The organism is Nocardia sp. CWNU-33 (assembly GCF_046764895.1).
Lineage (GTDB): Bacteria > Actinomycetota > Actinomycetes > Mycobacteriales > Mycobacteriaceae > Nocardia.
On sequence record NZ_JBKOQN010000016.1, the window covers coordinates 16,358 to 37,943 of the forward strand.

At 65.8% G+C, this 21,586-nt stretch carries 22 protein-coding genes; 12 read left to right on the plus strand and 10 right to left on the minus strand.

Annotated elements, in window-relative coordinates; genetic code table 11:
• The first annotated feature begins 153 nt into the window (after positions 1-153).
• Positions 154-1,695 (plus strand): MFS transporter, encoded by a 1,542-nt coding sequence (locus ACLMAL_RS21775; protein WP_412000762.1) that lies wholly within the window; start codon positions 154-156, stop codon positions 1,693-1,695.
• Positions 1,685-2,308 (plus strand): TetR family transcriptional regulator, encoded by a 624-nt coding sequence (locus tag ACLMAL_RS21780; protein ID WP_412000763.1) that lies wholly within the window; start codon positions 1,685-1,687, stop codon positions 2,306-2,308. Before ACLMAL_RS21775 ends, ACLMAL_RS21780 begins: the two co-directional genes overlap by 11 nt.
• 15 nt (positions 2,309-2,323) lie before the next feature.
• On the opposite strand, the gene ACLMAL_RS21785 is transcribed toward ACLMAL_RS21780, so the two are convergent.
• A complete protein-coding gene (locus ACLMAL_RS21785; protein ID WP_412000764.1) occupies positions 2,324-2,971 on the minus strand; it encodes an ester cyclase in 648 nt (215 codons plus the stop codon).
• Between the two features lie 261 nt (positions 2,972-3,232).
• A complete protein-coding gene (locus tag ACLMAL_RS21790; RefSeq protein ID WP_412000765.1) occupies positions 3,233-4,120 on the minus strand; it encodes a phenylalanine 4-monooxygenase in 888 nt (295 codons plus the stop codon).
• A gap of 261 nt (positions 4,121-4,381) precedes the next feature.
• Between ACLMAL_RS21790 and ACLMAL_RS21795 the strand changes: the two genes are divergently transcribed.
• The 3 genes from ACLMAL_RS21795 (at position 4,382) to trpB (ending at position 6,839) form a co-directional block, all read left to right on the plus strand.
• The gene (locus tag ACLMAL_RS21795) at positions 4,382-4,588 is read left to right on the plus strand and encodes a type II toxin-antitoxin system VapB family antitoxin (protein ID WP_412000766.1); all 207 of its coding nucleotides are present in this window, start codon (positions 4,382-4,384) and stop codon (positions 4,586-4,588) included.
• 185 nt (positions 4,589-4,773) lie between these two features.
• On the plus strand, positions 4,774-5,451 hold the full coding sequence (locus tag ACLMAL_RS21800; RefSeq protein ID WP_412000767.1) for a JAB domain-containing protein: 678 nt from the start codon (positions 4,774-4,776) through the stop codon (positions 5,449-5,451).
• 143 nt (positions 5,452-5,594) lie between these two features.
• Complete coding sequence (gene trpB, locus ACLMAL_RS21805) at positions 5,595-6,839, plus strand: tryptophan synthase subunit beta (RefSeq protein ID WP_412000768.1); 1,245 nt, start codon at positions 5,595-5,597, stop codon at positions 6,837-6,839.
• 66 nt (positions 6,840-6,905) lie between these two features.
• On the opposite strand, the gene ACLMAL_RS21810 is transcribed toward trpB, so the two are convergent.
• Entirely contained in the window at positions 6,906-8,336 is a 1,431-nt protein-coding gene (locus tag ACLMAL_RS21810; RefSeq protein WP_412000769.1) for an MFS transporter, read from the minus strand.
• Between the two features lie 126 nt (positions 8,337-8,462).
• On the opposite strand from ACLMAL_RS21810, the gene ACLMAL_RS21815 reads away from it, so the two are divergent.
• Complete coding sequence (locus ACLMAL_RS21815; RefSeq protein WP_412000770.1) at positions 8,463-9,047, plus strand: TetR/AcrR family transcriptional regulator; 585 nt, start codon at positions 8,463-8,465, stop codon at positions 9,045-9,047.
• A 156-nt stretch (positions 9,048-9,203) separates the two neighbouring features.
• Here the strand turns inward: ACLMAL_RS21815 and ACLMAL_RS21820 are convergent, their stop codons facing one another.
• Positions 9,204-10,205 carry a sigma-70 family RNA polymerase sigma factor gene (locus tag ACLMAL_RS21820; RefSeq protein ID WP_412000771.1) on the minus strand — a complete coding sequence of 334 codons (1,002 nt, stop codon included), beginning with the start codon at positions 10,203-10,205 and terminating at the stop codon, positions 9,204-9,206.
• Between the two features lie 162 nt (positions 10,206-10,367).
• On the opposite strand from ACLMAL_RS21820, the gene ACLMAL_RS21825 reads away from it, so the two are divergent.
• Genes ACLMAL_RS21825 through ACLMAL_RS21835 form a run of 3 tightly spaced genes read left to right on the plus strand, consistent with a single transcriptional unit; the run spans position 10,368 to position 12,308 of the window.
• Complete coding sequence (locus ACLMAL_RS21825; RefSeq protein WP_412000772.1) at positions 10,368-11,090, plus strand: SDR family NAD(P)-dependent oxidoreductase; 723 nt, start codon at positions 10,368-10,370, stop codon at positions 11,088-11,090.
• 35 nt (positions 11,091-11,125) lie between these two features.
• A complete protein-coding gene (locus ACLMAL_RS21830) occupies positions 11,126-11,569 on the plus strand; it encodes an SRPBCC family protein (RefSeq protein WP_412000773.1) in 444 nt (147 codons plus the stop codon).
• Positions 11,562-12,308, plus strand: coding sequence for an SDR family NAD(P)-dependent oxidoreductase (locus ACLMAL_RS21835; RefSeq protein WP_412000774.1), 747 nt, complete (start codon positions 11,562-11,564; stop codon positions 12,306-12,308). Before ACLMAL_RS21830 ends, ACLMAL_RS21835 begins: the two co-directional genes overlap by 8 nt.
• Positions 12,309-12,459: 151 nt before the next feature.
• On the opposite strand, the gene ACLMAL_RS21840 is transcribed toward ACLMAL_RS21835, so the two are convergent.
• The 4 genes from ACLMAL_RS21840 to sdhC all read right to left on the minus strand — a co-directional run bounded on the left by ACLMAL_RS21840 (position 12,460) and on the right by sdhC (position 15,928).
• A complete protein-coding gene (locus ACLMAL_RS21840; protein WP_328409593.1) occupies positions 12,460-13,233 on the minus strand; it encodes a succinate dehydrogenase iron-sulfur subunit in 774 nt (257 codons plus the stop codon).
• On the minus strand, positions 13,233-14,999 hold the full coding sequence (gene sdhA, locus ACLMAL_RS21845; RefSeq protein WP_328409594.1) for a succinate dehydrogenase flavoprotein subunit: 1,767 nt from the start codon (positions 14,997-14,999) through the stop codon (positions 13,233-13,235). The genes ACLMAL_RS21840 and sdhA overlap by 1 nt, the downstream gene beginning before the upstream one ends.
• Before the next feature lie 93 nt (positions 15,000-15,092).
• Positions 15,093-15,524, minus strand: a complete 432-nt coding sequence (locus ACLMAL_RS21850) for a succinate dehydrogenase hydrophobic membrane anchor subunit (RefSeq protein ID WP_364906174.1) — start codon at positions 15,522-15,524, stop codon at positions 15,093-15,095.
• A gap of 5 nt (positions 15,525-15,529) precedes the next feature.
• The gene (sdhC, locus tag ACLMAL_RS21855) at positions 15,530-15,928 is read right to left on the minus strand and encodes a succinate dehydrogenase, cytochrome b556 subunit (RefSeq protein ID WP_328409598.1); all 399 of its coding nucleotides are present in this window, start codon (positions 15,926-15,928) and stop codon (positions 15,530-15,532) included.
• Between the two features lie 302 nt (positions 15,929-16,230).
• Here sdhC and ACLMAL_RS21860 point away from each other — a divergent pair, with 302 nt between their 5' ends.
• From ACLMAL_RS21860 to ACLMAL_RS21870, 3 genes are all read left to right on the plus strand, one after another.
• The gene (locus ACLMAL_RS21860) at positions 16,231-16,632 is read left to right on the plus strand and encodes a cytidine deaminase (protein WP_328409600.1); all 402 of its coding nucleotides are present in this window, start codon (positions 16,231-16,233) and stop codon (positions 16,630-16,632) included.
• A gap of 97 nt (positions 16,633-16,729) precedes the next feature.
• Positions 16,730-18,019, plus strand: a complete 1,290-nt coding sequence (locus ACLMAL_RS21865; protein ID WP_412000775.1) for a thymidine phosphorylase — start codon at positions 16,730-16,732, stop codon at positions 18,017-18,019.
• A gap of 478 nt (positions 18,020-18,497) precedes the next feature.
• Positions 18,498-19,595: an adenosine deaminase gene (locus ACLMAL_RS21870; RefSeq protein WP_328409604.1), complete on the plus strand. Its 1,098-nt coding sequence runs from the start codon at positions 18,498-18,500 to the stop codon at positions 19,593-19,595.
• Between the two features lie 56 nt (positions 19,596-19,651).
• Here the strand turns inward: ACLMAL_RS21870 and ACLMAL_RS21875 are convergent, their stop codons facing one another.
• Together ACLMAL_RS21875 and ACLMAL_RS21880 are read right to left on the minus strand one after the other, a co-directional pair.
• Positions 19,652-20,314: a hypothetical protein gene (locus ACLMAL_RS21875; RefSeq protein WP_412000776.1), complete on the minus strand. Its 663-nt coding sequence runs from the start codon at positions 20,312-20,314 to the stop codon at positions 19,652-19,654.
• Entirely contained in the window at positions 20,311-21,579 is a 1,269-nt protein-coding gene (locus tag ACLMAL_RS21880) for a primosomal protein (protein WP_412000777.1), read from the minus strand. Before ACLMAL_RS21880 ends, ACLMAL_RS21875 begins: the two co-directional genes overlap by 4 nt.
• Positions 21,580-21,586: the final 7 nt, after the last annotated feature.

Consider the following 21,586-nt stretch of genomic DNA (forward strand, 5'->3'; position numbering starts at 1 on the left):
CGGCAGAGAGCCTAATGGGCGCAGGCGGGCTCGGTTCGGCTATGACTCGCCGGACCGCGCGGAGTGTGTCAGCGTGCCGCCCCAGGTATTGACAGACACTAGTAAATGAGAGCTACTATCAAAAAGATGTAACTACCATTTAATGGAGCGCTTATGAATACGGACTCGACCCGCCGCTGGCTGGCGCTCGGTGCGCTGGCGGTCGCCATGCTGACCATCGGCCTCGACATCACGGTGCTGACCGTCGCGTTACCCACGCTGGCTGTAGACCTGAATGCGAATAACGGTGCGCTGCAATGGTTCAGCACCTCCTACACGCTGGCGCTCGCCGCGGTGATGCTGCCCGCCGGCGCGCTCGGGGATCGGTACGGCCGCAAGAAGATCCTGCTCGGGGCGCTGGTCCTGTTCGGTGCGGCCTCGCTGGCCTGCGCGTTCGCCGCGACCGCCGGTCAGCTCATCGCGGCGCGGGTGGTGCTCGGTGTCGCGGCGGCGGCCATGATGCCGCTGTCGTTGGCCGTGCTGCCGGTGCTGTTCCCGAACCCCGCCGAGCGGGCGCGGGCCATGAATATCTGGATCACCTCGACGGCTTTGGGGTTGCCGCTCGGTCCGATCCTGGGCGGCTGGCTGATCGACAACTTCTGGTGGGGCTCGGTCTTCCTGATCAATGTCCCGATGGTCGTGCTCGGCGCGGTCGCGGTCGCTGGTCTGGTTCCGGAGTCACGCAATCCCGACCGGCGCCCGCTGGATCTGCCGGGCACGGTGTTGTCCGTGGCCGGAATGCTCGGTGTGACTTACGGATTCATTCGTCTCGGCGACGAGGGCTGGGGCAACGGGCTCGGCTGGGGTGCGCTGATCGCCGGCGCGATTGTGCTCGCGCTGTTCATCGGATGGCAGCGCAGGACGGCCTTCCCGCTGATCGATCTCGGCCTGTTCACCAGCCGTGGCTTCCGCTGGGGCGCGGTGTTCGCCGTGCTCATCACCTTCGGGATGTTCGGCCTGTTCTTCACCGTGCCGCAGTACTACCAGGCCGTGCTCGGCACCGACGCGCTCGGCAGCGGACTGCGATTGCTGCCCCTGATCGGCGGCCTGCTGGTCGGGTCGCGGCTCAGTGACCGGCTGCTGCCGAAGCTCGGTGTGCGACTGATGGTGGCGGCGGGCATGGTGGTGCTCGCGCTCGGCCTCGGTCTCGGCGCGCTGACCTCGGTCGGCACCGAGTACTGGTTCACCGCCGTCTGGATCGGCCTGGTCGGTGCGGGTATGGGGCTCGGTCTGCCGGTGAGCATGGCGGTCGCGATGGACGACCTCGAGGTGGCCCGCGCGGGCATGGGCTCGGCACTGTTGCAAGCGTTGCGGCAAGCGGCGGGCACGATCGCGGTGGCGCTGCTCGGCACGGTGCTGGCCACCGTCTACCGCAGCGAACTCGGCGACCTGAACGTCGACCCGATCAGCGACAGCGTGAATTCCGGTGTTGCCGTGGCAAAGTCGACCGGCGAAGCGGCCATGCTCGAACACGTGCAGTCGGCATTCGTCAGTGGCATGGGAGCGATGCTGTGGGTGTGCGCGGCCATCAGTGCCGTCGCGGTCCCGCTGGCACTCTGGGTGCTGCCGCGTCGATCGGTCGCGGTCCCAGCCGCCGAAGCGGTGCCCTCGGCGTTCGCCGACGTCGATGCGACAGAATCGACACATGTCGGTTGAACTACCCGGTGACGGGCCCGCTGTGCCCGGACTGCGGGAGCGGAAGAAGGAACGGACCCGCCGGACGATTCGTGTCGAAGCGTTCCGGCTGTTCCGTGAGCAGGGCTACGGCGAGACCACGATCGAGCAGATCGCCGCGGCGGCCGAGGTCTCGCCGAGCACCTTCTTCCGCTATTTCCCGACCAAGGATCAGCTGGTGCTCGCCGACGACCTCGATCCACTGATGATCGAGGCGCTGCGAGCGCAGCCGCTGGACGTTGCGCCGCTGACCGCCTTCCGTAATGCGGCCGCCGGGGTCTTCGCGAATCTGCCCGCGGCCGAGGTGGCGTTCGAGCAAGAGCGGCAGGCGCTGCTCTATCACGTGCCCGAATTGCGTTCGGCCATCGGAGCCGAGTTCGAGCGCAGTATCGAGTTGATGGCGGGCATGTTGGCCGAGCGGATGGGCAGGGATCCGATGGACTTCGAGGTGCGGGTGGCGACGGGTGCGATCGCGGGCGCCGCATTGGCGATCGGGACCACCTCGCCCCTCAACGCCGAGAACATCACTCGCGCACTGGATTTCCTCGAGGCAGGGCTGCCGCTCGGCAAGGATCAGCCGACCGAGCGGCCCTGACGTGCCTGGGCGGAACTAGGAGGACTTCGTCACCGGGCAGCCGTGGGCCAGGGGGCCGAGCAGCTTGTTGTTGTCGTAGAAGTGCTCCAGCTCGAGGATGCGCAGATCGTCGGAGACCCTGGCGATGGTCACGCCGAACATCTCGATCTGTTTGCCGGTCGGCTGGTGGTCTTTGTAGGCGCCGTCGTAGTTGCCCCAGTGGCGCCAGCGGAAGGTGACGGCGGGCGGGCCCGCCAGTACCTCGAGGACCTCCCAGAAGAAGCCGTTCGGGAATGCGGTGTGGAACGTCTGGTGCGAGGACTCGAAGGTCTCGGCATCCACCTCGTAGTACGGGTTGTCGCCGATGAGGATGTTGTAGCTGCCGATCCTGGCGAACTCCTCGGCGTTCTGCCATGGGCCGCCGTTCACCCGGCCGCGGTAGTGCGCTGCCACCAGAGAAACCCAGGTCGCCGGATCCTTCTTGTGCGAGACCTCCATCTCGAACACCCGCACCAGGTCCTCGACGATGGCCTCCAGCGAGCCCGCCTCGTGATTGGTGGTGCGCTCGCGCGGCACGATCTGATTGGTCAGGTGGTAGTCCGGCGGCGCGCCGCGCCAGTCTTCGGCGGGCGTCGCCGCGACCACGGCATCGCGGCCTTGGAGCCACAGTGGTGTTTCTGCCACAGGTGTGGAATCTGTTGTATCAACGGACATTTCGGCTTCCCGCCCCTTTCGCGTGCGATCAACGCGTCGAAGGTAACAGCCGCTCGGCCGGTTGTCTCGGCATGTTTCGGGGCGTGCGACGGCGATGAGCCCTGGCGCGCAGCGGTGGCCAGGGACGATGTCACGGCTTGTGTAATGTCACAGTGTCATCGGTGGAAAACCGTTGGGGGTGAATGCTTTCTATGTGTCGGCGGGTTCGGGACCGACACCGACCCGCTGATTTCAACGGGAATGGGCCGCGGCTCGCAACGGAGTGTCGTCGTCCATGGTGGCGAAGAAGCCGCCGATGACATCCTCGATCTCGGACACCGATTCGGCGCAGTACAGCACCGGCTGATAGTGGGTGATGTCGTAGGTCGCGGTGCCCATCGCGACCACGTCGAGCGGGCGCAGATCAGCATGGCGGAACTCTTCGATCTCGCCGTAGGACGACAGCAGTCCGGCTCCGTAGCACCGGACTTCGCCGTGCTCGCGGACCACGCCGAACTCCATCGAGAACCAGAAGACATCGGCGAGGAACTTCAACGCGGTATCGGTGCCGAGCCGGGCGACGGCCGCGCCGACCGCCTCGTAGATCGCGGCGAAACGCGGGCTGGCGATCTGGTTGGCGTGACCGATGATCTCATGGATGGTGTCCGGCTCCGGGGTGTACAGCGGAGCCGAGTGGTGCCGAATGTACTGGGTGGAGTGGAAGGTGCGATCGGCGAAGGAGCCGAAGAACTCGCGCAGCGGCACCAGCCCTGCGGCCGGGACGTAGCGGAAGCCGGTCAGCGGGGTCAGCGCCGCGGAGACCTCGTCGAGTTGGGGGATGCGGTCCGCCGGGAGCCCGAGCCGAGCCGAGGCCTCCAGGACTTCCGTGCAGGCGTACCGCTCGTGCTTGCGGGCCAGTTCGGCCGAGACGATGCGCCACACTTCCTGTTCTTCTGCGGTGTAGTCGACCCGCGGCACCGGCTTGCCGGGTGCGTAGTCCAGCGCCTGCGCGGCGATCGCATTCCGGCGTGCCCGGTAGTCCGGGTCGTGCACGCCGGGGTGCTCATCGCTCAGGTGCACCGTTACGTCGCCCGCGCCGCTGCGGGTCACGGGCGAATACAGCTGAGCCTCGGTGAACATGCCTCCAGGCAATCACTGCTTGGGCCCGCCGACAACAAAAGCCCATGCAGATGCGCAAATTGCCTAGCTGGAGGGGCTTTTGGGCGCTCTTCCCGGCGCCGATGGCGGCATCGGGAGGTGTTTCTGATCAGTAGTGACCGGAGCCGCGATTGCTCGTGCACGGACCGGCCCTGCGGGCTGACGCGGCAGATGACTATGTGCGATTCACCGGACATGATCATCCTTTATGACGCAAGATGGCGAATGTACGAAGGAGGACGCATGAGAACCGTGCGGATCGATCTCGACCAGAAGTTGTTGGCCGCGGCCGCCTCTATCATGGGCACCTCATCCAGCAACGCCACCATCAACGAGGCCCTGCGCCGAATTGTGGTGCACGAGCGACAGCTTCATCATCTGGAGCGGCTGGCTGCGGGTGTGTTGTCCGCGCTGCCAGGACCGGAAGTCATCACTGTGGCCGACAGCTAGCCCGGGCGCGTGCGGCGGAGTTCGGTCGCCGCGAAGAAAGTAGACGTCCGGCCGGTGTGGCGGGCGGTACCGGATCGATCAGGGAGTGAGTGTCCTCCCCGCATCCCGGCAGGTATCGACAGCGGGCAACATGTCGGTGAGCACTGGCATGATCCGAGGATCGCACCGCATTCGAGGGGGATCTGATGTCGGTACCCATTGCCAACCTGCCCTATGGTCAACGACCACGCGAGCGGCTGCTCGCGCTCGGTCCGCAGGCACTCAGCGACGGCGAGCTGCTCGCGTTGTTGCTTCGCCAGGGTCGGCGCGGTGAAAGTGCGCTGGAAATGGCCATCGATCTGCTCGCCGAATACGGCGGACTGACCGGCCTGGCCGGAGCGCGCCCCGAGGAACTGTCCCGCCGCACCGGAGTGGGCGTGGCAAAGGCCGCTGCGGTGGTTGCCGCTTTCCACCTCGGCTCGCGAGCGCGGAACAGCCCTGAGGTCGCATGCCGTTTGGACGGCGCTGCGGATGTCGTCCGGGTCGCCGGGCCGCTGTTTGCGGGCGCCCGCGTCGAGCGGCTCCTCGTGCTCGTCTGCGATGTCCAGAATCGATTGCGGCAGAAGGTATTCGTCGCAGAGGGCGCCATCGACCAGGTGGCTGTCCCGGTCCGCGAAATCCTCAATACTGTGCTGCGTCACGACGGTCGAGCGTTCGCCCTCGTGCACAATCACCCCTCCGGCGACCCGACGCCGAGCTTCGACGACCGGCGTGCCACGACGTTGCTCGCCGAAGCCGCCGCGACTGTCGGCTTGCGATTTCTGGCGCACGTGGTGATCGCGGGGGAGCGGTGGGCGAGCGTTCCGGCGCTCACTCGCAGCTGAGGGCTTCCCAGTCCCGGTAAACCGGTCGGTTGCTCAGCTGGAGGATCTGGGTTAGACCGAGTGTTTACCAGGCCGTTGCCGAACGCTCGTCTCAGTAGCACAGACTCGGTGCCGGATCCTCGACAGCGAAAGCGTTGGTGCTGATGACTATTGACCACTTCGCGGCACGAAACGCCTATCAGCATGGGGTATTTCCGGACGATCACGGCAGGTTCGGTGAATTCGGCGGTAGGTACGTTCCGGAAGGTCTGATGGCCGCGTTGCTGGAGTTGGACGAGGCCTACAGTCTTGCTCGCATCGATCCCGGCTTCATCGACGAGCTCGCGGCTTTGCTGCGCGACCGGGTCGGCCGCCCGACGCTGTTTCACCAGGTGCCGCGATTTGCCGAATCGCTTGCGGTGCCGGGGCTGCGGGTCTATCTGAAACGCGAAGACATGGCACACACCGGCGCACACAAGATCAACAATGCGCTGGGGCAGGTACTGCTGGCCAAACGGATGGGCAAGAGTCGGGTCATCGCGGAGACCGGTGCGGGCCAGCACGGTGTCGCGGTCGCGACGGTGTGCTCGATGCTCGGCCTGACCTGCGTGATCTACATGGGCGCCGACGATATGAGACGACAGGCATCCAATGTGGTGCGGATGAGCATGCTCGGCGCCGAGGTGCGCGCGGTGCACACCGGCAGCCGCAGGCTCAAAGACGCGATCAGCGAATCGGTCCGCGACTGGGTGGCGAACGTGGAGACCACCTACTACCTGTTCGGTACGGCGGCGGGCCCGGCGCCGTACCCGAAGATCGTGCGCGATTTTCAAACGGTGATCGGCATCGAGGCCAGGGCTCAGATCTTGAAATCGGAAGGGCAACTGCCCGACTACGTCATGGCCTGCGTCGGCGGCGGCAGCAACGCCATCGGTCTGTTCCACTCGTTCGCCGACGATCCGCAGGTCCGGTTGATCGGTGTCGAGGCCGCAGGCCGGGGCATCGAGACCGGCGAACACGCGGCCAGCCTCGGCGCGGGCAGCCCCGGTGAAATGGACGGCGCCTACAGCTATCTCCTCCAGGACGAAGACGGTCAGATCAGCCGAACCCACAGCATCGCGGCGGGCCTCGACTACCCGGGCGTCGGCCCCGAACTCAGCTACCTCAAGGACACCGGCCGTGTCACCTGCCGAGCCGCGAACGACGAAGCCGCGCTGCGGGGCATGCAGGCACTCAGTCGCAGCGAAGGCATCATCGCCGCCCTCGAATCCGCCCATGCCGTGGGGTATTTGATGGAAATGGCCGAGGACGGCGAGCTGCCTGCGGATTCGGTGATCGTGCTCGGCCTGTCCGGTCGTGGTGACAAGGATCTGGCGATCGCGGTACAGCGATTGGGTGTCGGAGCCTGACGGCGGTGTATGCCGCCTGTCGTTGTCGGCCTGCCTTGTTTCTCGGGCCTGTGATTGGCGCGGAGATCAGTCCGCCGGGCGCGGGTTGCGGAAGGTCAGCGCGACGAGGAAGGTCAGCACGGCAATCCCGACTGCCGCGCCGAAGGCAGCAGTGATACCGCTGACCAAGGCGTGTTGTGCCGAGCCGCCTGCATTGTGGGACGCAGTGCCGAAGATCGTGACCAGGATGGCAAGGCCAAGGGAGGCGCCGGTCTGCTGGAGGGTCTGTAATGTGCCGCCCGCCGCACCGGCCTCACGTGGCGACACACTGGACATGATGATGACGTTCAGCGGCGAAAATGCAAGGCCGATACCACATCCCATCAGCAGCATCGCTACGAACAGTAGTGGGAAGTAGTCGCTGTCGACCGTCAGCTGGGTCAGCAGAACCAGCCCCGCCGCCATCGATACGGTGCCGGCCATCGTCACCGGTTTCGGGCCGAAACGCGGCAGCAGGCGGGGGATCAGACGGATCATGGTGAACATCAGCAGCGCGGTCGGCAGGAAGGCGAAACCGGTTGCCAGCGCGCTCAATCCACGCACTTCCTGAAGGTACTGGGTGAGGAAGAAGAACATCGACATGCCTGCCATCGGGCCGAGGAACATGTTGGCATAGGCCGCGGCGCGATTGCGATCGGCGAACAGTCCCAACGGCAGCAGGGGCTGCGCGGTCCGCGACTCGATGGTCAGGAAGGTGGCGAGCAAAACTGCACCGACCGCCAGCCAAATGTCGGTCGTCGCGTTGCCCCAGCCGTTCGACGCGGCGCTGATGAAGCCGTAGACCAGGGCTGCGACACCGGTGGTCGCGGTCACCGCGCCGGGCAGGTCGAGGCGGGCGGGCTGGCGCTCTGCGTCCGGCAGGTAGCGCAGCGCGAGCACCGCGACCGCCAGCCCGAAGGGCACGTTGATGAACAGCGCAGAGCGCCAGCTCAGCCACTCGGTCAGCAGACCACCGACGATGAGGCCGATCGCGAAGCCCGCACTCGACATCCCGGAGAACAGCGCGAGCACGCGCATTCGGGCCTTCGGTTCGCTGAATGTGGTGGTCAGCAGTGCAAGGGTGCTCGGCCCTGCCATGGCCGCGCCGACGCCCTGTAGGACCCTGGCGATGAGCAGCCAGGTGGCAGACGGGGCCAGTCCGCCCGCAAGTGAGGCCAGCGTGAACAGTGTCGTTCCGGCGATGAACAGGGTGCGGCGACCGAAGAGATCGCCTGCGCGGCCGCCGAGTAGCAGCAGTCCACCGAAGACCAGCGTGTAGGCGTTCATCACCCAGGACAGGCCGGTCGCGCTGAAGTTCAGATCAGTGCGGATTCGCGGCAGCGCCACGTTCATCACCGTGATATCGAGGACGATCATCAATTGGCAGGTCAGCAGCGTGGCCAGCACGATGCCGGATCGGAGGCGACGGACGCCGGGGGTGGCGGACGCACGGGTGTCCGCGGAAATGGTGGTGGACAAAGAACACTCCATCGAAGGGGAATCAAGCGGAGGAAGCCTCCGTTTCTGATGGAGCTATCATATGGAGGGATCCTCCACTTGCGCAAGCCTATACGGAGGGTTCATCCGTTTTCTAGTGGAGGGTTCATGGAGGCACCATCGACCGGGCGGCCGATGCGCGCTGACGCGCGACGCAACTATGAGCGGATCGTGGCGTCCGCCCAAGAGGCGTTCGCCGAGCACGGCCCCGACGCGCCACTGGAAGAGATCGCCCGCCGCACCGGCGTCGGCATCGGCACCCTCTACCGCCACTTCCCGAGTCGTGACGTCCTGATCGAAGCCGTCTACCGCTCCAGCATCGAACGCCTCAGTCAGCGTGCCCATGAGCTACTCGAAACCCATTCGCCCGCTGAGGCTTTCGAGCAGTGGCTGCGCGAACAGGTGCAATGGGTGATGGCCAACCGCAGCCTCGCGACCACACTGAAGGCCGGTATGGACCACGGCTCACCGACGTTCACGCTGTGCAGGGAACTGGTCATCGACGCGGCATCCGCACTCTTGGTCGCGGCGCAGGACACGGGCGACATCCGCCCCGACATCGAACCGCGCGACCTGCTCAGGTTCGGTCACGGTATCGGCGTCGCGTGCGAAACCACCCCTGAGGCCGCCGAACGCCTGCTCGCCGTGACCTTCGACGGCCTGCGCACTCCCGGTACCAGCGTCCGGGGTTGACCCGCCAGAAGTAGTCGCGGTTAGGCAGGCGTAGTCGAGTGGTCCCCATCGCTGGGATCTATTCCGTCGATCGCGGGATCGACGGGAAACCAGATGTAGCCCAGGGGATTTGCGCTTCAACGGTGGTGAGCGACGGCCTCAGGTGAATCCCGAGCATCAGTCGGGGAGTGATCGAGGCAACCCGAACCGTGAGAGCACGCTGTTGTCGAATCGGGTGATGGCGCGAATCCGGTCGCCGGTGAGGGTGAGGACGATGATGCCGGTCGCGTGGCGGATGCCGTCGGGAGCGCGGAGGTAGGCCCCGAAGGCAGGCTGACCATTCGCCCGCGTCGGCACGAAGTCATAGGTCCGGCCCTGGCCGATGATGCTGGCGTAGAAGCGGGCCACGGCGTCACGGCCGTGGTATTCGAGGGAAATCGGCGGCATGGAGACGCGAACATCGGTGGTGAGCAGTGCGACAAGCGCTTCGATATCGCCGGCCTGGTAGGCGCTGACGAACTTTGCCGCGAGTGCTTGCTCGGCAGGTGAGTGCGGCGCGGGCGCCGGGTCCTCGCTCGGCGGCAGCCGCTGCTGAAGGCCGGCGCGGGCTCGTTTGAGGAGGCTGTTGACCGAACTGACGGTCACATCGAGCATGTCGGCCACCTCGTCGGCGTGGTATCCGAGGACCTCTCGCAAAATGAGGACGGCCCGCTGGCGGGCAGGCAGGATCTGTAGCGCGGTCACGAAGGCCAGGGATATCGATTCGGTCTGTTCGTAGCGCGCCTCGGGGCCGAGGGGCACGTCGATCCCACCCTCGAGGAGGGCATCGGGATACGGCTCCAGCCAGACGACTTCGCCGAGCCGATTCGGCTCCGGCGGCTCAACTCCGGGGATGTCCCACTCCTTGGCCGGGCGTCGGCTTGCCGAGCGCAACGCGTTGAGGCAGCGGTTGGTGGCGATCCGGTAGAGCCAGGTGCGGATCGAGGCGCGTCCCGCAAACCCGTCGAGGCCCTGCCAGGCGGCCAGCAGCGTGTCCTGCAGTGCGTCCTCGGCGTCCTGGAAGGACCCGAGCATGCGGTAACAGTGCACCTGTAGTTCGCGACGGTGTGGTTCGGTCAGCTCTCGGAACGCGGCGCCGTCTCCGGCCCGCGCCCTGGCGATCAAGTCGGCGCTCACCACGTGCCATCACTCCACCCTCGCGTCACGTCTTTCTCCAGCTCTCCTAGTCGACCTCTGTATAGACACCGGCCGAGCCGCGAACTGGGCGGTGGCTGTGCGCCCAGTTTCTCGACGGCTCGGTGTCTACCTCTTCGACAGTGTGATTCGTTGCTAGGAGTGTGTATGACAATCGCCGACAAAGTGGTTCTGGTGACCGGTGCCAACCGCGGTATCGGAAAGGCGCTGGTCGAGGAGGCCCTGCGCAGAGGTGCCCGGCGGGTGTACGCGGGGACACGCCAGCCCATGGACCACCCGGACGCGCGCGTCACACCGCTGACGCTCGACGTGACAGACGCCGAGCAGATTCGGGCAGCTGTCGAGAGCGTCGAATCCCTCGACATTCTCATCAACAACGCGGGCATGTGTTTGTACGACGACGTGAGCGATCGTGCCGCGATCGACCAGTCCCTCGCCGTCAACTTCTACGGCATGTATGACGTGACCCTGGCCTTCCTGCCCCTGCTCACCCGTTCTGGCGGCGCCATCGTCAATGGTCTTTCGCTGGCCGCCTTGGCCCCGTTGCCGGTGATTCCGGCCTACTCGATCTCCAAGGCGGCCGCGTTCTCCCTGTCGCAATCGTTGCGCGCCCTGCTGGCAGGTCAGGGCGTGCGCGTTCATGCCGTCCTGACCGGCCCCGTCGACACGGAAATGAACGCGGCCTTCGACATTCCGAAGGCTGCGCCGGAGTCCGCGGCACGAGGCATCTTCGACGGACTGGAGAAGGGCGAGGAGGACATCTTCCCCGATCCGATGTCGGCGTCCGTGGCCGAGGGTTGGCTCGGCGGTGCCGCCAAAGCGCTCGAGCGCCAGAACGCGTCTTTTGTCGCAACACCTGTTGTGGCATGAACAACACCCGGCACCACCAGGAAATGGAGCGAACCATGAATGCAGAAAGCTACACAACCACCTTCACGGTCGATCGAACGCCGGAAGAAGTATTCAGTGCCATCACCAACGTTCGCGGCTGGTGGTCGGGGGAGATCGAAGGCGGTACCAGCGAACTCGGTGATGAGTTCACCTACCGCTACCAAGATTTACACCATTCCAAGCAGCGGATAACGGAAGCCATCCCCGGCGAACGGGTCGTGTGGCTTGTTGTCGAAGGTGGCCCAAATTTTGTCGAAGACAGAACCGAGTGGAAGGGCACAAGTATTTCTTTCGAGCTGTCCGAGAAAGATGAAGGGACACAGGTTCGCTTCACGCACGTCGGTTTGGTCCCGGAGTACGAGTGCTTCGATGCCTGTTCAGATGCGTGGGGCTCCTATATCAACGGCAGTTTGCGGAACCTGATCGTGGCCGGGACTGGGCGGTCGGGCCATGAGTGACCTGTCGAGCCGGACCACACTCGTCGTCGGCGCCGGTCGCGGCCTGGGTCGAGGGATCGCTGCAGCATTCGCCGAGGCGGGTGCTCCCGTGGTTGCCGTCGCCAGGACCGGCTCTGAACTCGCCGAGCTGGCGGCGACCAATGCCGGCGTTCGGACCGAAACCGCGGATGCGGCAGACGCAACGGTGGCATGGAGCTTGCTGGACCGATACGAGCCGGAGGTCCTCATCCTGATCGCCGGCGCCAACCCGGTCATGCGTCCGCTCCAGCACCAGACGTGGGAAACCTTCTCCGTGAACTGGCATTCCGACGTCAAGATCGCGTTCACCTGGCTTCGGGAGGCACTGCTGAAGCCACTGCCGCCTGGCAGCAGGGTGGTGGTGGTGAGCAGCGGGGCCGCCATCAACGGATCACCTGCCAGCGGTGGTTACGCCGGGTCCAAGGCCACTCAGCGTTTCATCGCGGCGTACACACAAGATGAATCGCGCCGCGGCGGCCTGGACATCACCGTGACGACGATCATGCCCAGGATGACTCCACACGGAGACGTGGGCAGACGAGGCTTTCGGGCCTACGCGGCCCGCAGCGGTCGCACCGAAGAGGAATTCCTGCAGGCATCAGGCGACCTGTTGACCCCTGAGATAGCGGGATTCGCCCTGGTGGAACTGGTTCGGGCCGACCCCGAGACCAGCGCCCCCGAGTACCTGCTCACCGCCGCCGGGCTACAGCAGTTGCCGTGACCGGCGGCGCGGGAGGCGATACCCGTCGGTTCCGCGCCGCCCGAATCCCTTGTGCCAGATGTGGAGAGCGGCCCGCTTACGGGAACGACGAAGGCCGCCTTCATCTTTCGATGGAGGCGGCCTTCGTTTTACGGAACCGGGTCGGAAAGGACTAGCGGGCGAACAGCAGTGCGCGCTTGACTTCCTGGATGGCCTTGGTGACCTCGATGCCGCGGGGGCAGGCGTCGGTGCAGTTGAAGGTGGTGCGGCAGCGCCAGACCCCTTCGACGTCGTTGAGGATGTCGAGACGCTCGCGGGCGGCTTCGTCGCGGCTGTCGAAGATGAAGCGGTGGGCGTTCACGATCGCGGCCGGGCCGAAGTAGCTGCCGTCGGTCCAGTACACGGGGCAGGAGGTGGTGCAGCAGGCGCAGAGGATGCACTTGGTGGTGTCGTCGAACCTGGCGCGGTCGGCCTGGCTCTGGATGCGTTCGCGGGTCGGCTCGTTACCCGAGGTGATCAGGTAGGGCTTCACCGCGCGGAACGCGTCGAAGAACGGCTCCATGTTCACCACGAGGTCCTTCTCCACGGGCAGGCCGCGGATGGGCTCGACGGTGAGGGTGATGGACTTGCCGTCCTTGGGCAGCATGTCCTTCATCAGCACCTTGCAGGCCAGCCGGTTCACACCGTTGATCCGCATGGCGTCGGAGCCGCACACACCGTGCGCACAGGAGCGCCGGAAGGTGAGCGTGCCGTCCAGGTAGGACTTGATGTAGATCAGCACGTTCAGGAAGCGGTCGGTCGACAGGACCGGCACCTGGAACGACTCCCAGTGCGCGCCCTTGTCGTCCTCCGGGTTGAACCGGGCAACCTTGACGGTGACCATGACCGAACCCTCGGGGATCGGCGCGGGCTTCTGTGATGAGGGTGCTTCGGCTACAGCAGTCATCAGTACTTACGCTCCATCGGCTCGTAGCGGGTCTGCACTACCGGCTTGAAGTCCAGGCGGATATCGGAGATGAGCTCCGCGCCCTCCTTGTAGGCCATCGTGTGCCGCATGAAGTTCACGTCGTCGCGGTCCGGGTAGTCCTCGCGGGCGTGGCCGCCGCGTGATTCCTTGCGGTTGAGCGCACCGACCACGGTGACCTCGGCCAGCTCGAGCAGGAAGCCCAGCTCGACGGCCTCGAGCAGGTCGCTGTTGTAGCGCTTGCCCTTGTCCTGCACCGTGATCCGCTTGTAGCGATCCTTGAGTGCATGGATATCGGTGAGGGCCTGCTTGAGGGTGTCCTCGGTGCGGAACACGGCGGCATTCATGTCCATCGTGTACTGCAGCTCGGTGCGGATGTCGGCGACGCGCTCGTTGCCGTGGTCCGACAGGATCAATGCGAGCCAGTCCTGCACCATCTGCGCCGGGTTCTCCGGCATGTCCACGAATTCGGAGCGCTGCGCGTACTCCGCGGCGGCGATGCCCGCGCGGCGGCCGAACACATTGATGTCCAGCAGCGAATTGGTGCCGAGACGGTTGGAGCCGTGCACCGAGACGCACGCGCACTCGCCCGCCGCGTACAGGCCAGGCACCACGTCGGTGTTGTTGCGCAGCACCTCGCCGCGGATCTTGGTCGGGATGCCACCCATCACGTAGTGACAGGTCGGCATGACCGGCACCAGCTCGGTCACCGGGTCGACACCCAGGTAGGTGCGGGCGAACTCGGTGATGTCGGGCAGCTTCTCCTCGAGCACGTCCTCGCCGAGGTGGGTCACGTCGATGTAGACGTAATCCTTGTTCGGTCCCGCGCCGCGGCCCTCGAGCACTTCGAGCACCATCGAGCGGGCGACGATGTCACGTGGCGCGAGGTCCTTGATGGTGGGGGCGTAGCGCTCCATGAAGCGCTCACCGCTGGCGTTGCGCAGGATGCCGCCCTCACCGCGGACGGCTTCGGAGATGAGGATGCCGAGTCCGGCCAGACCTGTGGGATGGAACTGGTGGAACTCCATGTCCTCCAGCGGCAGACCCTTGCGGAACACGATCGCCATGCCGTCACCGGTCAGCGTGTGCGCGTTCGAGGTGGTCTTGTACATCCGGCCCGAACCGCCGGTGGCGAACACGATCGACTTCGCGTGGAAGACGTGGAGGTCGCCGGTGGCCAGCTCGTAGGCGACGACGCCGGTCGCGATGGGGCCGCGGTCGGAGTCGGTCAGCACCAGGTCGAGCACGTAGAACTCGTTGTAGAACTCCACGTCGTGCTTGACGCAGTTCTGGTAGAGGGTCTGCAGGATCATGTGACCGGTGCGGTCGGCGGCGTAGCACGCGCGGCGGACCGGGGCCTTGCCGTGATCGCGGGTGTGCCCGCCGAAGCGGCGCTGGTCGATCTTGCCCTCGGGCGTGCGGTTGAACGGCAGACCCATCTTTTCCAGGTCCATCACCGCGTCGATGGCCTCCTTGGCCATGATCTCCGCGGCGTCCTGGTCGACCAGGTAGTCACCACCTTTGACAGTGTCGAAGGTGTGCCATTCCCAGTTGTCTTCTTCGACGTTGGCCAGTGCGGCGCACATGCCACCCTGCGCCGCACCGGTGTGGCTGCGGGTCGGGTACAGCTTGGTCAGCACGGCGGTACGTGTACGGGGCCCGGCCTCGATCGCCGCGCGCATGCCGGCGCCACCGGCACCGACGATCACGACGTCGTAGCGATGCTCCTGAATCCGCGATTCACTCATGCCTGCACCTCGCTGCGCTCGGTTCCGGCATGTGTGAAACACGCCGTGTCGATGATTCGTTCGCTGCGCTCACTCATCGGAGGTGGCCTGTTCCTAACTGATGTTGGGGTCGAAGGTGAAGATGACGTAGGTGCCGACGCCAACCACGAGGACCATCGAGATGGCCAGCGCGGTGTTCAGCCAGAACCGGGTCGAGTCCTTGCGGGAGTAGTCCGCGATCACCGTGCGCAGGCCGTTGCCGCCGTGCAGCTGAGCCAGCCACAGCATGGTGAGGTCCCAGAACTGCCAGAACGGGCTGGACCAGCGACCGGCCACGAAGGCGAAGTTCAGTCGCTTCACGCCGCCGTCGAGCAGCAGCATGATCGCCATGTGGCCGAGCACGAGCACGATCAGCAGCAGGCCGGAGAACCGCATGAACAGCCACGCGTACTTCTCGAAGTTGCCGTTCGACCGCGACCGCGGGGACCGAGGCAGATCGAGGCTCGCAGGCCGGTCATAGGACTTACCGATAACGGGTGCGCTCATAGTGATCAGTGCTCCGTGAACAGGTAGAAGAACTGGCGCCCGATCGCGGGTACCGCCAGCAGGAACCAGACCGCGAGGATGATCCAGAGCATCAGACGCTGGTACTTCGGTCCCTTGGACCAGAAGTCGACCAGGATCACGCGGACGCCGTTGAGCGCGTGGAACAGCACGCAGACGACAAGACCCATCTCCATCAGCGCGACGATGGGGTTCTTGTAGGTTTCGATCGCCTCGTTGTAGGTATCGGGGCTGACCCGAACCAGTGCGGTGTCCAAGACGTGCACGAAGAGGAAGAAGAAGATGGTGACACCGGTGATCCGGTGCAGCGCCCAGGACCACATTCCGGGGTCGCCTCGGTACAGCGTCTTCCGCTTCGGCTGTGCCGGAGCTTCTATCGTGGTCATAGAGTGCGGTCGCCTCCAACGTCGTTGATGGACCCGGTTACAGATCCGACGCCGGCATGCAAAAAGGGGCGAATGCCCAGGTGGCTGCGTTTTGCTGTGCCAAAGAGCTAACGCGGGGCCCGCCGCCGGGAACCTGAACCGATCTGTTGTGGACTCTAATCCCCTCGCAATGCCGGAACTAATTCGGCGTGCCGTGCGTTGCGCGACATTCCGGAGAGTTAGGTTTACCTTTCTTGATGTGTGAAGGGTTGCGCGGCAGCCCTCGCGCGGCCTGATTCGGGCTGGTTCACGGGAGGTCGTCGATGTCGGAAATCGACTGGAATATATTGCGCGACAATGCAATTCGAGTTATGCGCAACGCCTATGCGCCGTACTCGCGGTTCCCGGTCGGCGCGGCGGCGCTCAGTGCCGACGGTCGAATTGTAAGCGGATGCAATGTGGAAAATGTCTCATATGGGTTGGGCCTGTGTGCCGAATGCGTACTCATCGGTAACTTATTTTCGGGTGGTGGCGGCCGCTTGATAGCGGTCTCTGTGGCCGATTCTCGCGGCGAAATCCTGATGCCCTGTGGGCGGTGCCGGCAGTTGCTCCACGAGCACGGCGGCGCCGATCTTTTGATCGACCACAAGTCCGGACCCGTTGCGCTGCGAACCTTGCTGCCCGATGCCTTCGGTCCCGACGACCTGGACGCCGGGCAGCAGTAACTATCGGCCCAGCCCTCGAACGAATGATGCGGCGAAGCTATCGGAGGCCACCGACAGGAACCAGGGCTCGAACGTGTCCCATGCCAGACTGGCGGCTGTGACGGCATGGGACGCGGTTTCGATCATCACCACCAAGCGGGACGGCGGGGAGCTGTCGGACGCGCAGATCGACTGGGTGGTAGACGGATTCACCAAGGGGGCGGTGGCCGACGAGCAGATGGCCGCGTTGGCGATGGCCATTGTCTGGCGGGGGATGACGCGGCGCGAGACCGCGCGTTGGACCGCCGCGATGATTTCCTCCGGCCGTCGGATGGACTTCACCGATCTGCCGCGGCCGACGGTGGACAAGCATTCGACGGGCGGCGTCGGGGACAAGATCACGCTGCCGTTGGCGCCGTTGGTCGCGGCCTGTGGTGCGGCGGTGCCGCAGCTGTCCGGGCGTGGGCTCGGCCACACCGGCGGCACGTTGGACAAGCTCGAGGCCATCGCGGGCTGGCGGGCCGATGTGACAGTGCCGCGGATGCGCGAGATATTGACAGATCCTGACATCGGCGCCGTGGTGTGCGCGGCGGGCGCCGATCTGGCTCCCGCGGACAAGCGGCTCTACGCGTTGCGCGATGTCACCGGGACCGTCGAATCTATTCCGTTGATCGCCAGTTCGATCATGAGCAAGAAGATCGCCGAGGGCACCGCCGCGCTGGTGCTGGATGTGAAGGTCGGCGCGGGCGCGTTCTTGAAGACCATCGAGGGCGCACGCGAATTGGCGACGGCGATGGTCGAACTCGGCACCGACGCGGGCGTGCGAACGGTCGCGCTGCTGACCGCGATGGACACTCCACTCGGACGCACCGCGGGCAATGCGCTCGAGGTCGCCGAGTCGGTGGAGGTGCTCGCGGGCGGCGGTCCTGCCGATGTCGTTGAGCTGACCCTCACCCTGGCTCGGGAGATGGTCGCGCAGGCCGGGCTCGACGTCGATCCCGCCGATGCACTGGCGGACGGCCGCGCCATGGACCACTGGCGCGCCATGATCCAGGCACAGGGCGGCGACCCGGACGCGCCGCTACCCCGCGCGAAGCACACCGAAATCGTGCGCGCCGAGCACGACGGGGTGCTCACCGGCCTCGACGCCATGGGTGTCGGTATTGCCGCATGGCGGCTCGGCGCGGGCCGCGCCAGGCAGGGCGACCCGGTGCAAGCCGGTGCGGGCATCGAGATGCATGCCAAGCCGGGTGATTCCGTCACCGCGGGCCAACCCGTGCTCACCCTGCATACCGATACTCCGGAGGCGTTCTCCGGCGCTGTCGCCGCGCTGGAAGGAGCTATCACGATCGATGAGGTGGGACCGAAGCTGGACACGCCGTTGATTCTCGGACGAATCGGTCATTGACTCGGTCGGCATCTCCGGGGCCGACCGTGATCCGGTACTGAATGGGGCTACCAGCCTTGCCGCGCCCGCGCGCCGACGTGGGCATCGCCATGCCGCCGACCACATGGTTGCGCTTGCCGGGCTGCCCACCGTGGCTGCCTGCCTGACTTGTCTCGTAGCAACAAGTCTCCTCCGCCATCATGATCATCGGCGGCCTCCTGATGTGCCGATGTTGGCACGCACATCGGTCGAATGCCTTGGCTGCCAAGGGAACCCGTCGCCACCGCAATCGGATGCCCGATGCGGCCGGTCGGGAACGCCAGCACGTCGGCGGCGGTTTCGGTGCGTGGCCCCGATTACTGCATCCGGCGGCGAACGGCCACTCGAGCAATGCGGATGAGGTCGACGTCTCGACGCGGCGCGCCCGAGAGGGCAATCACAAGTGATGACGCGCACCAAGTGCGCTGCCGCGGCGGTGACATGCAGCTAACGTGTGGTCATGACAGGACCGATGCCTTTGACCCTTGCCTCGATCCGCCAAGCTCCCAAAGCGCTGCTGCACGACCACCTCGACGGTGGCCTGCGACCCGCAACGGTTCTGGAGCTCGCCGCCGATTGCGGTTACGACGACCTACCCGCCTCCGACGAGACGGCGCTGGCCGCGTGGTTCCGCGACGCGGCCGACAGCGGTTCGTTGGAGCTCTATCTGGAAACCTTCGCCCACACCGTCGCGGTGATGCAGACACCGGAGGGTTTGCGCCGGGTCGCTCGCGAATGCGCGGAAGACCTGGCCGCCGACGGCGTGGTGTACGCCGAGGTACGCTTCGCGCCCGAACAGCACCTGGAGCGCGGCCTGACCCTGGACGAGGTGGTCGAGCACACCCTGGCCGGCTTCCGCGAGGGCGAGGCGGCGGCCGCGGCGGAGGGCCGCCCGATCGTGGTGATCTGCCTGCTCACCGCCATGCGGCACGCGGCGCGCTCGCGGGAGATCGCCGAGCTCACCGTGCGTTTCCGTGATCGTGGCGTCGGCGGTTTCGATATCGCGGGCGCGGAAGCGGGTTTCCCGCCGAGCAGACATCTCGATGCTTTCGAATACATGCGCGCCAACAGTGCGCACTTCACCATTCACGCGGGTGAGGCCTTCGGTCTGCCCTCGATCCACGAGGCCCTCGCCTTCTGTGGTTGCGACCGGCTGGGCCACGGCGTGCGGATCACCGACGACATCGCTGTGCCGGGCGCGATCGAGGACGCCAGCCTCGGCCTGGTTGCAAACTATGTGCGCGATATGCGGATTCCGCTCGAGTTGTGTCCGTCGTCGAACGTGCAGACCGGTGCGGTCCCCTCGCTGGACAAGCATCCCTTCGACCTGCTTGCCCGACTGCGTTTCCGCGTCACCGTCAACACCGACAACCGGCTGATGAGCGACACCAGCATGAGCAAGGAGATGGCGAAGCTGGTCGACACCTTCGGCTACGGCTGGAGCGACCTGGAACGTTTCACCATCAACGCCATGAAGTCGGCCTTCATCCCGTTCCCGGAACGTCTGCGCATTATCGACGACATCATCAAGCCGGGTTACGCAGTTTTGCTCGGATAGCCAGGGTGGCAAGGGCTTTCGCGCGTGTCCGGCTTGCCGGGTGCGCGTGGTCCGGCTCAGTTGAGGCGGATCCAGATCTGCTCGGCCCGGCCGAGTAGTCGATCGTCGGCACCGTACACGGCCGTCGAAGCGAAGGACTTGCGGCCTTGTTCGCCGTGATTCTCGCCGACGGCCACACACCGCTCGCCGACCTCGGGCAGTGCGTGCACGGTGGCGGTCATCGAGCCGAGCACGGCGGGCCGCTCGAACATCCCCGGCAGCGACCAGCCGCCCGGGCAGTCCATCGCGGCCCACAGCACGGCGGTCTCCAGCGGCAGCGAATCGTCGGGAACCCATGGTGCGGCGACCAATCTGTCGCCGACAACGCCCGCCTGAATCCGCAGGCCATCGGTGCGAGCGCTGCCGCAGACGAAGCAGTGCGCGAACAGTTCGTTGCTCTGGTAGGAGCTGGCGGCGGCCTCGGCGTCGTCGAACGACACGCGCTGCGGGGCGTCCCGTTCGAACTCACCCGCTCGCGATTCGGCGAGCAGGGTGTCGCCGTCGTACAACCGGCCCGCACGCATCTGCAGCGCGGTGTCCAACGGCGGCGGGCCGCGCAGGATCACCGTCACCGCGGCATCGTCGCGCTGCGCGGCGAGCAGCCCACCCACATAGCCACCGTTGCCGGAGCCGGGCGGGCCGTTGAATCGAGCGGGAATTTGGAGCGTTCGAACAGTCACTGCGGTGCGAGCCGACTCTCGAAGTTGCGCTCCAGCTCCCGCCAGCTCTGGGCTTCGGCGGTGAACGGTGGGTTGGGGGCCATCCGGTTCGGGTCCGGGTTCAGCAGGTAGGAGACGTACCAGCCGAGCGGGTTGGACTGGGCGAGCGCCTGCTCCACGGTGTCGTCGTCGGCATAGTCGGCGGCGTCGGTGAACAGTTCGACCGCGAGATCGAGCTGCTCGACATCGACCGCCTCCGGGCCCTCGGCCAGATCGTCGGCCAGGCCGGGCAGCACGTAGACATTCTCGTCGGTGACCTCGACCTCGAGCGAGCCGTCGACGGCGGCGGTCTGCACATCGGTGTAGGTGCTCACCCGCGACAGATCGTGCTCGTGGTCATCGGCCAGGTAGCGAGCCAGCGCCCGCTCGGAGCCGAAGACGGTGATCGAGCCGTTCTTGCCGAGGAAGATCGGCTCGTCGTCGAGGTAACAGCGCAGCGTGAAGTAGTTGCCGTCGGCGGTGACGATCTTGACCGGGTCGATGCCGACCTCGTGCCAGAACGACTCGTCCTCTTCGTCTTCGTCCTCTTCGTCTTCGTCTTCGTCGTCCGCGTCGAGGTCGACGGTTTCGAACTCTTCCTCTTCCTCGCTGTCGGCCGCGTCGTCGGCGTCGACGACGTTCTCCTCGGCCGCGAGCAGCTCCGCCTCCGCGACCGCGACGGCCTCGGGGTCGACATCCGGGGTCTGCACCACGGAGTCGATGGCATCGAGGACGTCGTCCCAGCCCTTGGCGATGGCGGCGCCGATCTGATCCCACAGGTCTTCGCCGTCGCGTCCGACGAAGGCGCTCACCCCACCTGGCAGCGCGCCGAGGACGGGGTGCGAACCGAAGAACTTGGTCACCGTCTCCAGTTCGCACACCTCGCCGATGTTGCGCACCATGGCGAGGGTGTCTTCCAGCTCCGCGATGGTATCGACATCGGGATCGCCCGCGGCCAGCTCCGGCACCGCGACCAGATCGAAGGTGAAGTTCTCCTCCGGCTCCAGCTCCACCGCAGAAAGACCGGCGACGACCTTCCACGACGGATGGTCGATGAGGTCGTTGTCGGAGTTGGTCCGGATAAAGGCGGCCAGCTCCGCGACGGTTTCGAAACCGTAGAGGGAGTCCTCGTGTCCGAGGAACGCCTCCCACTCGTCGTCACCATCGCGCCAGCGCGGTGCCCACAGGGTGACGAGATCGCCGTCGGTCAGGCCGAGCTCGATCGGGACGATGTCTCCAGAAGCCATGAGCGGA